Consider the following 12,488-nt stretch of genomic DNA (forward strand, 5'->3'; position numbering starts at 1 on the left):
CGTGTCGACGCTGACCGCCCCCGCCCGTCCCGCCCCGCGGCTGCGCACCCCGCGCCACCACTCGGTGGCCCGGCCGCGCCGCAGCCCGCTGCTCACGGTGCTCACCGCCGTCGTGCTCGTGTACTCGCTGGTGCCGCTCGCCTGGCTGCTCATCAACGCGACCAAGACGCAGGAGGACCTGTTCTCCTCGTTCGGCCTCTGGTTCGGCGACTCGTTCTCGCTGTGGGACAACATCGTCACCACGCTCACCTACGACGACGGCGTCTTCGTGCGGTGGTTCGGCAACACCGTGCTGTACGTGGTGGTGGGCGCCGGCGGCGCGACGTTCCTCGCCATCCTGGGCGGCTACGCCCTCGCGAAGTTCGACTTCCCGGGCAAGCGCGGGGTGTTCGCCCTCGTCATCGGCGCCGTCGCGGTGCCGGGCACGGCGCTCGCCGTCCCGACGTTCCTCATGTTCAGCCAGCTGGGCCTGACGAACACGCCGTGGGCCGTGATCATCCCGTCCCTGATCTCGCCGTTCGGGCTGTACCTCATGTGGACCTTCGCGGCGGAGGCCATACCGGGCGAGCTGCTCGAGGCGGCCAGGATCGACGGGGCGGGCGAGTTCCGCACCTTCTTCCGCGTGAGCCTGCCGCTGCTCGCGCCCGGGATCGTCACGGTGCTGCTGTTCACGATGGTCGCCACCTGGAACAACTACTTCCTGCCGCTGATCATGCTGCGCGACTCGTCCTGGTACCCCCTGACGCTCGGGCTCAACGCCTGGAACGCGCAGGCCGCCACCGCCGGCGGCGAGGCGATCTTCAACCTGGTCATCACCGGCGCCCTGCTGACGATCCTGCCGCTGGTCGCCGCCTTCCTGCTGCTGCAGCGCTACTGGCAGTCCGGCCTGGCCGCCGGGTCCGTCAAGGAATGACCCCCGTACCTCCCCGCGTATCCCCGTCTGACGATGAAGTGAGGACCCCATGAACGCACGATCCCGCCACCTGGCGCGCGGTACCGCCCTCGCCGGCGTGCTCGCCCTCGGCCTGGCCGCCTGCGGCTCCGGAGACGACGCCGGCTCGGGCGGCGGCGAGGCCGCGCCCGTCGACACCGCCGCCGTCCTCGAGAAGGGCGGCGAGATCACCGTCTGGGCGTGGGAGCCCACGCTGGAGCAGGTCGTGACGGACTTCGAGAAGACGTACCCGAACGTCACGGTGAACCTCGAGAACGTCGGGACGGGCAACGACCAGTACACGGCCCTGCAGAACGCGATCTCGGCCGGCGACGGGGTGCCCGACGTCGCCCAGGTCGAGTACTACGCCGTGCCGCAGTTCGCCATCTCCGAGGCGCTGACGAACCTCGGCCCGCTCGGCGCGGACGAGCTGGACGGCACGTTCAGCACCGGCCCGTGGAACTCCGTGCACAGCGGCGACGGCGTCTACGGCCTGCCCATGGACTCCGGCCCCATGGCCCTCTTCTACAACGAGGAGGTCTTCGCCAAGTACGGCGTCGACGTGCCGACCACGTGGGACGAGTACCTCGAGGCCGCCCGGACCATCCACGAGAAGGACCCGAAGGCCTACATCGCCAACGACATCGGCGACGCCGGCTTCACCACCAGCATGATCTGGCAGGCGGGCGGCCACCCGTACCAGGTGGACGGCACGGACGTGACGATCGACTTCGCCGGCGACGAGGGCACCCAGAAGTTCGCCGAGGTGTGGCAGCAGCTGATCGACGAGGACCTGCTGGCCCCCGTCGGCTCGTGGAGCGACGAGTGGTACCAGGGCCTCGGCAACGGCACCATCGCCACCCTGACCATCGGCGCGTGGATGCCCGCCAACCTCGAGTCCGGCGTCCCGCAGGGCGAGGGCAAGTGGCGCGTCGCCGAGATGCCGCAGTGGGAGGCCGGGCAGCACGCCACGTCGGAGAACGGCGGCTCGTCGCTGACCGTCCCAGCCGCGAGCGAGAACGCCGAGCTCGCCTACGCCTTCGTCGACTACGCCACGAACGGCGACGGCGTGCAGGCCCGCCTCGACGGCGGCGCGTTCCCCGCCACCACGGCCGACCTCGAGTCGGACGAGTTCCGCGGCGCCGAGTCCGAGTACTTCGGCGGCCAGAAGATCAACGAGGTGCTCGCCGACTCCGCCGCGAACGTCGTGGAGGGCTGGCAGTACCTGCCGTTCCAGGTCTACGCGAACTCCATCTTCAACGACACGGTGGGCCAGGCGTACGTCTCCGGCACCCCGCTGACGGACGGCCTGGCGACGTGGCAGGAGCAGTCCGCCACGTACGGCAACGGCCAGGGCTTCACCGTCAACAAGTAGTCCCGGCGAGCGTTCCTGCGGTCGGGCTCCCGGGCCCCGGAGGCCTGACCGCAGGGACACCCGTGCCCGACCTTCGCCCCGCAGACCCGGAGAGGTGCCCCGCCCCATGCCCACGTTCGAGATCGGCGAGCGGGACTTCCTGCTCGACGGCCGCCCCTTCCAGGTGATCAGCGGGGCGCTGCACTACTTCCGCGTGCACCCCGACCGGTGGGCCGACCGGATCCGCAAGGCGCGGCTGATGGGGCTGAACACGATCGAGACGTACGTGCCGTGGAACTTCCACGCGCCGGAGCCGGGCGGGTTCGACCTCACCGGCCGGCGCGACCTGGGCCGGTTCCTGGACCTGGTCGCGGCGGAGGGGCTGCACGCGATCGTGCGCCCCGGGCCGTACATCTGCGCGGAGTGGGACGGCGGCGGGCTGCCGGCGTGGCTCTTCGCGGACGGGGGCACGGGGGTGCGCCGGCACGACCCGGCGTTCCTGGACGCGATCGGCACCTACTACGCGCACCTGCTGCCGCTGGTGGCCGAGCGGCAGGTGACGCGCGGCGGCCCGGTGCTCCTGGTGCAGGTGGAGAACGAGTACGGCGCCTACCCGGGCGTGCCCGTCGACGAGCGCGCGCGCTACCTGCGCGCGCTCGTCGACCTCACGCGGGCCCAGGGGATCGACGTGCCGCTGTTCACGTGCGACCAGGCCGACGACGAGCACCTCTCGCTCGGCGGCCTGCCGGAGCTGCACAAGACGGCGAACTTCGGCTCTCGGTCCCTCGAGCGCCTCGCCGTGCTGCGTCGTCACCAGCCCACCGGGCCGCTGATGTGCACGGAGTTCTGGGACGGCTGGTTCGACTCGTGGGGTCTGGAGCACCACGTCACCGCCCCGGAGACCACGGCGGCCGACCTGGACGACCTGCTCGGCGCGGGCGCGTCGGTCAACCTCTACATGTTCCACGGCGGCACCAACCTGGGCCTGACCAACGGGGCCAACGACAAGGGCACGTACCTGCCCATCACCACGTCGTACGACTACGACGCGCCGCTGTCCGAGCACGGCGCGCCCACCGCGAAGTTCCACGCCCTGCGCGCGGTGATCGCCAAGCACGCTCCGGTGCCCGACGAGGTGCCCGTCGAGCCGGCGCCGGCGCCGGCGCTCGACGTCGTCCTCGACCGGAGCGCGGCGCTCGACGCCGTGCTGGACCTGGTGTCCGGGCCGAGGTCGCGGACGTCGTCCGCCCAGCCGCCGACGATGGACGACCTGCGTCAGTGGTCCGGGTTCGTGCTGTACGGCACGCGGGTCACGGCCGAGGACGCGGTCCTCGTGGTGGACGAGGTGCGCGACCGGGCGCTCGTGGCGCTCGACGGCGACCCGGTCGGCGTGCTCGACCGCACCACCCACGCCTGGTCGCTGCCGCTGCCGCGCCGGGCGGGCACGCTGACCCTGCTCGTCGAGGACCGCGGCCGCGTCAACTACGGCCCCCGGATCGGCGAGCCCAAGGGGATCGTCGGGACGGTGCGCACCGCCACCCGCGCCCTCACCGACTGGGAGGCCGTGCCCCTGCGTCTCGACGACGCCCCGGCGCTCCTGGCCGACGCCGAGTGGGCGACGGCGGGCGGCGCCGACGCACCGGTCGGCGGGCCGTCGTTCCACCGCGGCGCGTTCGACTCCGTCGCGGGCGCCGACCACTTCCTGCGCCTGGACGGCTGGACGCGGGGGCTCGCCTGGGTCAACGGCGAGCTGCTCGGGCGGTACTCGAGCCAGGGCCCCACGGGCACGCTCGCCGTGCCGGGGCCGCTGGTGCGCGCCACCGGCAACGAGCTGCTGCTGCTGGAGCTGCACGGCGCGGCCGCACCGCGCGCCAGGTTCGTCGCCGCCCCCGACCTCGGCCCGACGGAGGCCTGACGGCGTCGCCGGGAGCGGGGGCCCGACCCCTGGCTCGTGCCCGCCAGGGGCGGGCATCACCTCGTGACCGCGGTCGTCGCGGCCGGGAACCGGCCCACCACGTCGAGGCCCGCCCCCACACCCCGACCCGCGCGGAGCGACGGCGACGTGGACCACTGACGCGACGGCGCCGGCGCGCGGTCGGCGTGGTCCTTTGGCATCGTGGTCGACGTGACGGGTGCAGGAGGGGCGGACGGCCGGCAGGACCGCCCGCGCGTGCTCGTCGTGGAGGACGACCCGGACGCCGCCGCGTACGTGCGCACCGTCCTGACGCGACTCGGCGGGATGGACGTCGCGGTCGCCGGCGACGGCGACACCGCGCTCGAGCGCCTGGACGAGCACCCCGAGCTGCTCGTCACCGACGTCGAGCTGCCGGGCCTGTCCGGCCTGGAGCTGATCCACGAGGCCCGCGAGCGCGTGCCGGGGATCCCCGTGATCGTCATGACCGCGCACGCCAGCGTCGAGTACGCCGTCGAGGCGCTGCGCGAGAGCGCCGACGAGTTCCTGGTCAAGCCGCTGGACTCCGCGCGGCTCGTCGAGCGGGCGCACGCCCTCGTGGACGCCGCGCGCCGGCGGGCGAGGCCCACCGACCGGGTGCTCGCCGTGGGCGCGCACCCCGACGACGTCGAGATCGGGGTGGGGGCGACTCTCGCGTCCCACCGGTCCGCCGGCGACGAGGTCACGGTCCTGGTCCTGTCGGGCGGTGCTGTGGGCGGTGTGGCCGCCGACCGGCGGCTGGAGGCGGCCGCCGCGACCGCCGAGATCGGGGCGGGGCTCGTCGTGCGCGACCTCGAGGACACCCGGATCGACCTGGCGACGGCGATCACCGCGATCGAGGAGGTGATCGCCGAGGTGCGGCCGACGATCGTCTACACGCACTCGGCGAACGACCGTCACCAGGACCACCGCACCGTGCACCGTGCCGTGGACGTGGCGGCGCGGCGCGTCTCCACCGTCGCCTGCTACCAGAGCCCGTCGGCGACCATCGAGTTCCGGCCCACGCGGTTCGTGCCCGTCGACGGGTTCGTCGAGACGAAGCTGCGCATGCTCGCGGCGTTCGTGTCGCAGTCCCACCGGGACTACATGCAGCCGGACCTGGTCCGGGCCACCGCGCGCTACTGGTCGCGGTACGGCGGAGGCGAGTACGTGGAGCCGCTCGAGATGCTGCGCGCCAGCCAGCTGCTCGGTCGACGACAGTCCGCGGGCGCGAACGAGGACGAGGACGAGGAGCACGGCGCCGCCGTCCCGGCGTCCCGCTCCGAGGGACGAGGGGGAGCCTGATGACGAGGGTGCTCGTGACGGGGGCCGGGGGACCGGCGGGGGTGGCGGTGATCCGTTCGCTGCTCGCGCGCGGGGACGTCGAGGTCTATGCCGCGGACATGGACCGCTGGGCCAGCGGCATCTACCTCGTGCCGGACGGGCGCCGCCGGCTGGTGCCCCCGGGGCTGGCGGACGACTTCGTCGAGCGCGTCGCGCTCCTGTGCGCCGAGGACGGCATCGAGGTGCTGTTCCCGACCGTCGACGTCGAGCTGCCTCGCCTGGCCGCCGCGCGCGACCGGCTCGCGCGGGCGGGCACCACGCTCGCGTCGCCGAGCCTCGCGACGCTCGAGACGGCCCTGGACAAGCTGGCGCTCGCCCGCGCCTGCGCGGGCCACGTCCGCGTGCCGCGCACCGAGCTGCTCGGGGAGTCCGGAGCGGACCAGGGCTGGGACTTCCCCGTGATCGTCAAGCCGCGCCGCGGTGCCGGTTCCCGCGGGGTGCGCCTCGTGACCGACCAGGCCGAGCTGGAGGCCGTGCGCGGCACCGAGGACCTGCTGGTCCAGGAGCTCCTGCCCGGCGACGAGTACTCCGTGGACGTGCTCGCCGACGCGTCCGGGCACGTGGTGGCGGCGGTCCCGAGGGCCCGCCTGCGCGTCGACTCGGGGGTGTCCGTCGCCGGCGTGACCCTGCACGACGACGCCCTCGTCGCGACCGCCGCCGAGGTGGCGCGGGTCATCGGCCTCACCACCGTGGCCAACGTCCAGCTCAAGCGGGACCGCGACGGCGTGCCGGCCCTGCTCGAGGTGAACCCCCGGTTCCCGGGTGCGATGCCGCTCACGATCGCCGCCGGGGTGGACATGCCGTCCCTCACGCTCGACGCGGTGCTGGGGCGGGAGGTCCCGCGGCACGTCGACTTCCGGGAGCTGGCCAACGTGCGCTTCCTCGAGGACCGCTTCCTCCCGGTGGGAGAGATCCTGCCCGAGCCCCGCGTCGGCCGGGCCGACGACGGGGCGCCCTCGTGACCACCCCCGCGGGCGCCCCCGCCCCCACCGGCCTCGACCTGGGCGGCGACCACCACGTGCACTCGACGTTCTCCGACGACGCGGTGAGCACGCTGGCGGAGAACCTGGACGCCGCCCGGGACCGTGGGCTGACGGTCGTGCGGATGGTGGAGCACGTGCGCCGCGGCGCGACGCACGTGCCCGACTTCCTGCGGGCGGCCGAGGCGCTCGACCCGCCGGAGGGGCTGACGGTCCTCACCGGTGTCGAGGCCAAGCTCCTCGACACCACCGGCTCCGTCGACGCGCCCCCGGAGGTGCTGGCCGCCGTCGGCGCGCCGCGGGGGCCGGGGCGCGTGCTGCTGGCCGACCACCAGCTGCCCGCCCCCGACGGGCCGTGGAGCCCGCGGGTGGCCCGGGAGCGCCTCGCGGCCGGCCTCCCGGCTGCGGACGCCGTGGGCTTCCTCGTCACGGCCTACGCCCGTGCGCTCGCCGCGAGCGGCCCGGCGCAGCTCGCCCACCCGTTCTCGATCCTGCCCAAGATCGGGCTGGCCGAGGACGAGGTCACGGTCGAGCACCTGGACGCCCTGGCGGACGCGCTGCGCGCCGCGGGCGGCGTCGTCGAGGTCAACGAGAAGTGGCGGTGCCCGGGCGCGCGGGTCGCCGGCGCCCTGCGGGCCGCGGGGGTCGACCTCGTCGCGTCGACGGACGCGCACGACGCCCGCGACGTCGGGCGCTACCGCTGGTTGGGCGGTGACGCATGACCCTCGAGCTCAGCGACGACCCGGTGACGAGGATCGTGACGATCGTCTGCATGGTCCTCGTCGTGTGCGGCGTGGTCCCCGTGGCGGCCGGCGTCTACCAGTACCTGCTGTTGCCGTTCCACGCCGTGAAGAACCACTGGAAGCGATCGGGACCGTACCTGCCGCGCGTGGTGGTCGTGGTCCCGGCGTGGAACGAGGGCGCCGTGCTCGCCGCCTCGCTCGAGCGCCTGATGCGGCTGGAGTACCCGCCCGACCGGCTGCGGGTGTTCGTCGTCGACGACGCGAGCACCGACGAGACCCCGGACGTCGCGCGGGCGATGGCCGAGGCCTACCCCGGCCGCATCGAGCACCTGCGGCGCGAACAGGGCGGGCAGGGCAAGGCGCACACCCTCAACCACGGGATCCGCGCGGCGCTCGCGGACGACTGGATGCAGGCCCTGCTCATCATGGACGCCGACGTCGTCTACCGGCCGGACTCCCTGCGGCGGATGACCCGCCACCTCGCGGACCCCGAGGTGGGTGCCGTCACGGGCTACATCACCGAGGGCAGCCAGCGGCCCGGGCCGGTGGCGCGGTTCATCGGCTACGAGTACGTCACCGCGCAGGCCGCCGCCCGCCGCGCCCAGAACGTGCTGGGCGTGCTCGCCTGCCTGGCCGGGGGCGCGCAGCTGCACTCGCGGGCCAACCTCGAGGACCTCGGCGGCGAGATCGACACGACGACGCTCGCGGAGGACACCTTCACCACCTTCCGCACGCAGCTGGCCGGGCGTCGCGTCGTCTTCGACCCGACGGCGATCGTGCGCGCCGAGGAGCCGGAGTCGGTCCGCGCCCTGTGGAAGCAACGCGTGCGCTGGGCGCGGGGGAACGTGCAGATCACGTCGCGGTTCCGCCGGGTGTGGTTCCGCCCGTCGCGCCGGCACCGCCTGGGGTCGCTGTCGTTCGGGCTCATCTGGTTCTCGGTCTACCTGCTGCCGGTCGCGGCCACGGCCGCGTCGGTCGGGCTGGTCGTGCTGCACGCGATCGACCAGGTGTCCGCGATCGCGGTCTTCCGGACGCTGTGGTGGGTGGCCGTGGTCGCCTACGTGTACGTCACCGTGCTCACGGTGCTCGTGGACCCGCGCACCGCGCGACGCACCTGGTTCGAGGCGCTCACCTTCCCCGGCATCGGGTCGCTGGTCGTCATGGTGGCCGCCTGGTACCCGGGGCTGTGGGACCAGCGCCTGCCGTCGCTGTTCGGGCTCGAGGTGTCCCCCACGGGGCGGTCGGTGCTCCTGTACCTCCTGTACGCGTGGCCGCTGGTGGCGATGCTGCTGGCGTGGCTCGTGCGGGCGGTGGACGGCGTGACGCGGCTGCACTGGCTCGCGAACCTGCTGCTGTACGTGGTCGGGTTCGGCCCGCTGCTGTGCGCGATCACCCTCGACGCGTACGTCAAGGAGGCCCGCGGGGCGTCGACGGCCTGGGACAAGACGATCAAGACAGGGAAGGTCGTGGGATGAGCACCTCGCCCGACGAGCGGCCGGCCGGCACGGCCGCGGAGCCCCGCACCCGCCGGGAGCGCCAGGAGTGGTGGGCGACGCTCGCCCCGGACGCGCTCGAGGACGAGACCCGGACGAACCGACGCCGGGAGCGCTGGCTCTTCCTGTCCGCGGGCGTGGCCCTCGCGGCGACCCTGGTCGTTCTGGCGCTGCACGCGGGGCCCCTGTTCTCGTGAGCGTCGACGCGCCGCTGGGACGGTTCGCCCCCGTGCGCGCGGCGTGGGCGCGGATCGACACCGTGCTCAAGCGCCAGGTCGTCTTCGGGGTCCTGTATGCCGTGTCGCTGGCGCTGGTCCCGCTCGCGGGGGTGCCCGTCGCGTCGGGCTGGTTCATCGTCGCGGGCGCCCTCGTGGAGCTGCTCGTGCTCGCCGCGGCCGCGTTCGCCCCGTGGCACCGGTGGCCGCCGGCGGCGCAGGACGTGCTCCCGATCGTCAGCGCGCTCGCGATCGTGCTCCTGGAGCGCGGCACGTCGTTCACGGCGATCTACTTCACGTCGCTCGTCCTCCTCCCGGTCGTGTCGCTGGCCTGGAACGGGGGGTGGCGGGGGATCGTGCTGGCGACGATCACGGCCTCCGCGGTGGTCGCGGCCCCGCGCCTGTGGCACGGCCACGTGGTGGACCAGCAGAGCTCGATCGTGCGAGCCGTCCTGATCCCGCTCATCAGCCTCGCCCTCGCGTCCTTCGTCGCGGCCGCGGCACAGAGCCAGCGCAGCCGGAACGCGCGGCTGCAGGAGCTGACCGGCCAGCTGCGCACGTCGCGCGACCTCATGGCCGGGCTGGTCGACGCCGCCACGGAGCAGGCGATCGTGGCCACGGACGTCCAGGGCCGGATCGAGGTGTTCAACCAGGGCGCCGAGCGACTCACCGGCTGGGCGGCCGGTGAGGCGGTGGGGCACTCGATCCTGGAGCTGCGCCTGCCCACGGAGCTCGACGTGGCTGCCGCGGAGGCCGGGCTGCGGCCGATGCCGGACGAGGACCCGGCGTCGGTGCGCCTGCAGGGCCTGCTCGGCGCCGCGATGGACGGCGGGGTCCAGGTGCGCGACTGGACGCTGCTGCGGCGCGGGGAGAGCGCCGGGACGGTGCGGGTCACCGTCACCCGCCGCCTGCCGCAGCCGTCCGTGCGCCACACCGGGTACCTCTTCGTCTCGACCGACATCACGGAGCAGCTCGAGGCGGAACGGGCCAAGGACCAGTTCCTCGGCTACGTGAGCCACGAGCTGCGCACCCCGATCAGCTCGCTCCTCGGCTACCTGGAGCTTCTGGGCCTCGACGACGGGAACCTCACCGACGAGCAGCGCGACTATCTCGCGGTCGTGGAGCGCAACGCGCGGCGCCTGCTGCGACTGGTGGAGGACCTGCTGCTCACGGCGCAGGTGGACGCCGGACGGTTCACGGTGGCGCCCGAGCCGACCGACCTGCGCACGATCACGGCCGGCGCCCTGCGTACCGCCGCGCCACAGGCCCGGGCCGCCGGCGTCGACCTCGTCGACGGGACCGAGGCCGAGGTGCCCTTGGACGGCGACGCCACCCGGCTCGGGCAGATGGTCGACAACCTGGTGTCGAACGCGCTGAAGTTCACGCCGCGCGGCGGGACGGTCACGGTCCGCGCCGCCCCCGGGACGGACGAGGACGGCGGACCGGCCGCAGTCCTGACCGTCCAGGACACGGGCGTCGGCATCCCCGGCGACGAGGTGCGGCGCCTCACCGACCGGTTCTTCCGCGCGTCCACCGCGACCGAGCGACGCATCCCCGGCGTCGGGCTGGGGCTGTCCATCTCGAAGGCGATCATCGACGCCCACGGCGGCACGCTGACGATCGCCAGCGTGGTGGGGGAAGGCACGACGTTCACCGTGCGCCTGCCCGGGTCGGCGTGAGGGGAGGGCGAGACCGCCGGCTGACGGGCGTCGACGCCGAGGAGCGCCCCGTCAGAGCGTGCGGGCGGACAGGGTGTCGCAGTCGGTGAGGGTGCCGCCCTCGTAACCGACGGTGAACCACCGCACCCGCTGCTCGGAGGTGCCGTGGGTGAAGCCCTCCGGGCTGACCTGGCCGGTGGCCTGCTGCTGGATGCGGTCGTCGCCGACGGCCGCGGCGGCGTCGAGAGCCTGCCGCAGCTCGGCGGGGGAGATCGGGTCGAGGAACGTCACCCCCGTGTCGGGGTCGACCTCCGTCGCCGCGGAGCCCGCCCACATGCCCGCGAGGCAGTCGGCCATGAGCTCGATCCGCACGGAGTCGGACTCGGGCCCGCTGCCGCGGCGGTCGGCGGCGTCCATGGCGCCGGTGAGCTGCTCGACGTGATGTCCCACCTCGTGCGCCACGACGTACTCCTCGGCGAGCGGCCCGCCCTCGGCGCCGAACTGGGAGCTCAGCTGGTCGAAGAACGAGACGTCGACGTACACGGTCTGGTCGGGCGGGCAGTAGAACGGCCCTGTCGCGCTGGTCGCGGAGCCGCACCCCGTCGTCGTCGACCCGGAGAAGCTCTCCACCGGGGGCAGCGCGTACTCCACCCCGGCCTGCTGCGGCAGCACGCGGTCCCAGTAGGCGTCGAGCGACTGCACCGTGGCGGACAGCCGGCACTCGCGATCGGTGTTCGCCTGCTCGGCGGTGCAGCCCTCGACGTACTGCTCCTGTCCGTCCCCCGCGGGCGCCCCGGCGTCCTGGACGGCGCCGCCCAGCGCGCCGGTGAGCTGGCCCAGGTCGCCGCCGCCGAGGAACACGGCCAGCAGCGCGACGACGATGGCGCCGATGCCGCCGCCGACGACCGCGCCGCGCCGTCCGCCCGCGCCCTTGCGGACCCGGCCGCCCTCGAACTCGCCGCCCTCGTTGAAGGTCACGAGCACCACGCTAGGCCCCAGCCGGAGCGATCGCGCGGGAAATGGGGAGCGCCGACGGGTGCCCGCTCCGTAGGCTCCGGCCATGCCCGCGACGATGCCCGCGACGATGCCCACGACGAGGCCCACGACGATGCCCACGAGAACGACCGGTACGGTGCTCGCCCTCGGCGGGGGCGGGTTCTCGATGTCGGACGACGGCTCCTCGGCGATCGACGACCACCTGCTCGACCTCACCGGCAAGGACACGCCGAAGGTGTGCTTCGTGCCGACCGCGAGCGGGGACGACAACGGGTACGCGCACCGCTTCGAGGAGGCGTTCGCCGGGCGGGCCCGGACGTCCGTGCTCTCGCTCTTCTGCCACGAGCCGTGGGGCTACGCCGACCCGGAGCTGCTGCTCGAGCAGGACGTCGTCTACGTGGGCGGCGGCTCGACGGCGAACCTGCTGGTCGTCTGGCGGCGGCACGGCCTGCCCGACCTGCTCGCCCGCGCCGCGGCGCAGGGGACGGTCCTCGCCGGCATCAGCGCCGGGATGAACTGCTGGTTCGAGTCCTCCTCGACCGACTCCTTCGGCCCCCTCGCACCCCTGGACGACGGCCTGGGTTTCGTCCCGGGCAGCGCGTGCCCGCACTACCTGGGCGAGGAGGACCGCCGCGACGCCTACCTGGGCTGGGTGGCGTCCGGGGCGCTCCCGGGCGGCTACGCGGTGGACGAGTACGCGGCCCTGCGCTTCGTCGACGGCGTGCCCGTCGACGCGGTGAGCGAGCGCCCGGACCGCCCCGTCCTGCGCGTCGAGCGCGACGGCGACGGCGTCCGGGAGGTCCCGCTCGACGTGCGCCGGCTCCCCGGCACCTGACGGCGGGGC

The 12,488-nt window shown here is 74.0% G+C and carries 11 protein-coding genes; 10 read left to right on the top strand and 1 reads right to left on the bottom strand.

What is annotated here, in order from left to right; all coding sequences use genetic code 11:
- The first annotated feature begins 1 nt into the window (after nt 1).
- The 9 genes from ACFQ8E_RS16975 to ACFQ8E_RS17015 all read left to right on the top strand — a co-directional run bounded on the left by ACFQ8E_RS16975 (nt 2) and on the right by ACFQ8E_RS17015 (nt 10,669).
- Complete coding sequence (locus ACFQ8E_RS16975) at nt 2-913, top strand: carbohydrate ABC transporter permease (RefSeq protein ID WP_429763272.1); 912 nt, start codon at nt 2-4, stop codon at nt 911-913.
- Nucleotides 914-962: 49 nt separating this feature from the next.
- Nucleotides 963-2,306 (top strand): ABC transporter substrate-binding protein, encoded by a 1,344-nt coding sequence (locus ACFQ8E_RS16980; RefSeq protein WP_430551743.1) that lies wholly within the window; start codon nt 963-965, stop codon nt 2,304-2,306.
- Between the two features lie 106 nt (nt 2,307-2,412).
- A complete protein-coding gene (locus ACFQ8E_RS16985; protein WP_430551744.1) occupies nt 2,413-4,200 on the top strand; it encodes a beta-galactosidase family protein in 1,788 nt (595 codons plus the stop codon).
- A 210-nt stretch (nt 4,201-4,410) separates the two neighbouring features.
- The gene (locus tag ACFQ8E_RS16990; protein ID WP_430551745.1) at nt 4,411-5,520 is read left to right on the top strand and encodes a response regulator; all 1,110 of its coding nucleotides are present in this window, start codon (nt 4,411-4,413) and stop codon (nt 5,518-5,520) included.
- Nucleotides 5,520-6,521, top strand: coding sequence for an ATP-grasp domain-containing protein (locus tag ACFQ8E_RS16995; protein ID WP_430551746.1), 1,002 nt, complete (start codon nt 5,520-5,522; stop codon nt 6,519-6,521). The genes ACFQ8E_RS16990 and ACFQ8E_RS16995 overlap by 1 nt, the downstream gene beginning before the upstream one ends.
- Nucleotides 6,518-7,261, top strand: coding sequence for a PHP domain-containing protein (locus ACFQ8E_RS17000; RefSeq protein WP_430551747.1), 744 nt, complete (start codon nt 6,518-6,520; stop codon nt 7,259-7,261). The genes ACFQ8E_RS16995 and ACFQ8E_RS17000 overlap by 4 nt, the downstream gene beginning before the upstream one ends.
- Nucleotides 7,258-8,757, top strand: coding sequence for a glycosyltransferase (locus ACFQ8E_RS17005; RefSeq protein ID WP_430551748.1), 1,500 nt, complete (start codon nt 7,258-7,260; stop codon nt 8,755-8,757). The genes ACFQ8E_RS17000 and ACFQ8E_RS17005 overlap by 4 nt, the downstream gene beginning before the upstream one ends.
- A complete protein-coding gene (locus ACFQ8E_RS17010) occupies nt 8,754-8,972 on the top strand; it encodes a hypothetical protein (protein ID WP_430551749.1) in 219 nt (72 codons plus the stop codon). Before ACFQ8E_RS17005 ends, ACFQ8E_RS17010 begins: the two co-directional genes overlap by 4 nt.
- Nucleotides 8,969-10,669 carry an ATP-binding protein gene (locus ACFQ8E_RS17015; protein WP_430551750.1) on the top strand — a complete coding sequence of 567 codons (1,701 nt, stop codon included), beginning with the start codon at nt 8,969-8,971 and terminating at the stop codon, nt 10,667-10,669. Before ACFQ8E_RS17010 ends, ACFQ8E_RS17015 begins: the two co-directional genes overlap by 4 nt.
- Nucleotides 10,670-10,720: 51 nt before the next feature.
- On the opposite strand, the gene ACFQ8E_RS17020 is transcribed toward ACFQ8E_RS17015, so the two are convergent.
- Entirely contained in the window at nt 10,721-11,626 is a 906-nt protein-coding gene (locus ACFQ8E_RS17020) for a neutral zinc metallopeptidase (RefSeq protein WP_430551751.1), read from the bottom strand.
- Nucleotides 11,627-11,708: 82 nt separating this feature from the next.
- Between ACFQ8E_RS17020 and ACFQ8E_RS17025 the strand changes: the two genes are divergently transcribed.
- Nucleotides 11,709-12,479: a Type 1 glutamine amidotransferase-like domain-containing protein gene (locus ACFQ8E_RS17025; RefSeq protein WP_430551752.1), complete on the top strand. Its 771-nt coding sequence runs from the start codon at nt 11,709-11,711 to the stop codon at nt 12,477-12,479.
- Nucleotides 12,480-12,488: the final 9 nt, after the last annotated feature.

The organism is Isoptericola sp. NPDC056573 (assembly GCF_042793335.1).
Taxonomy (GTDB): domain Bacteria; phylum Actinomycetota; class Actinomycetes; order Actinomycetales; family Cellulomonadaceae; genus Isoptericola.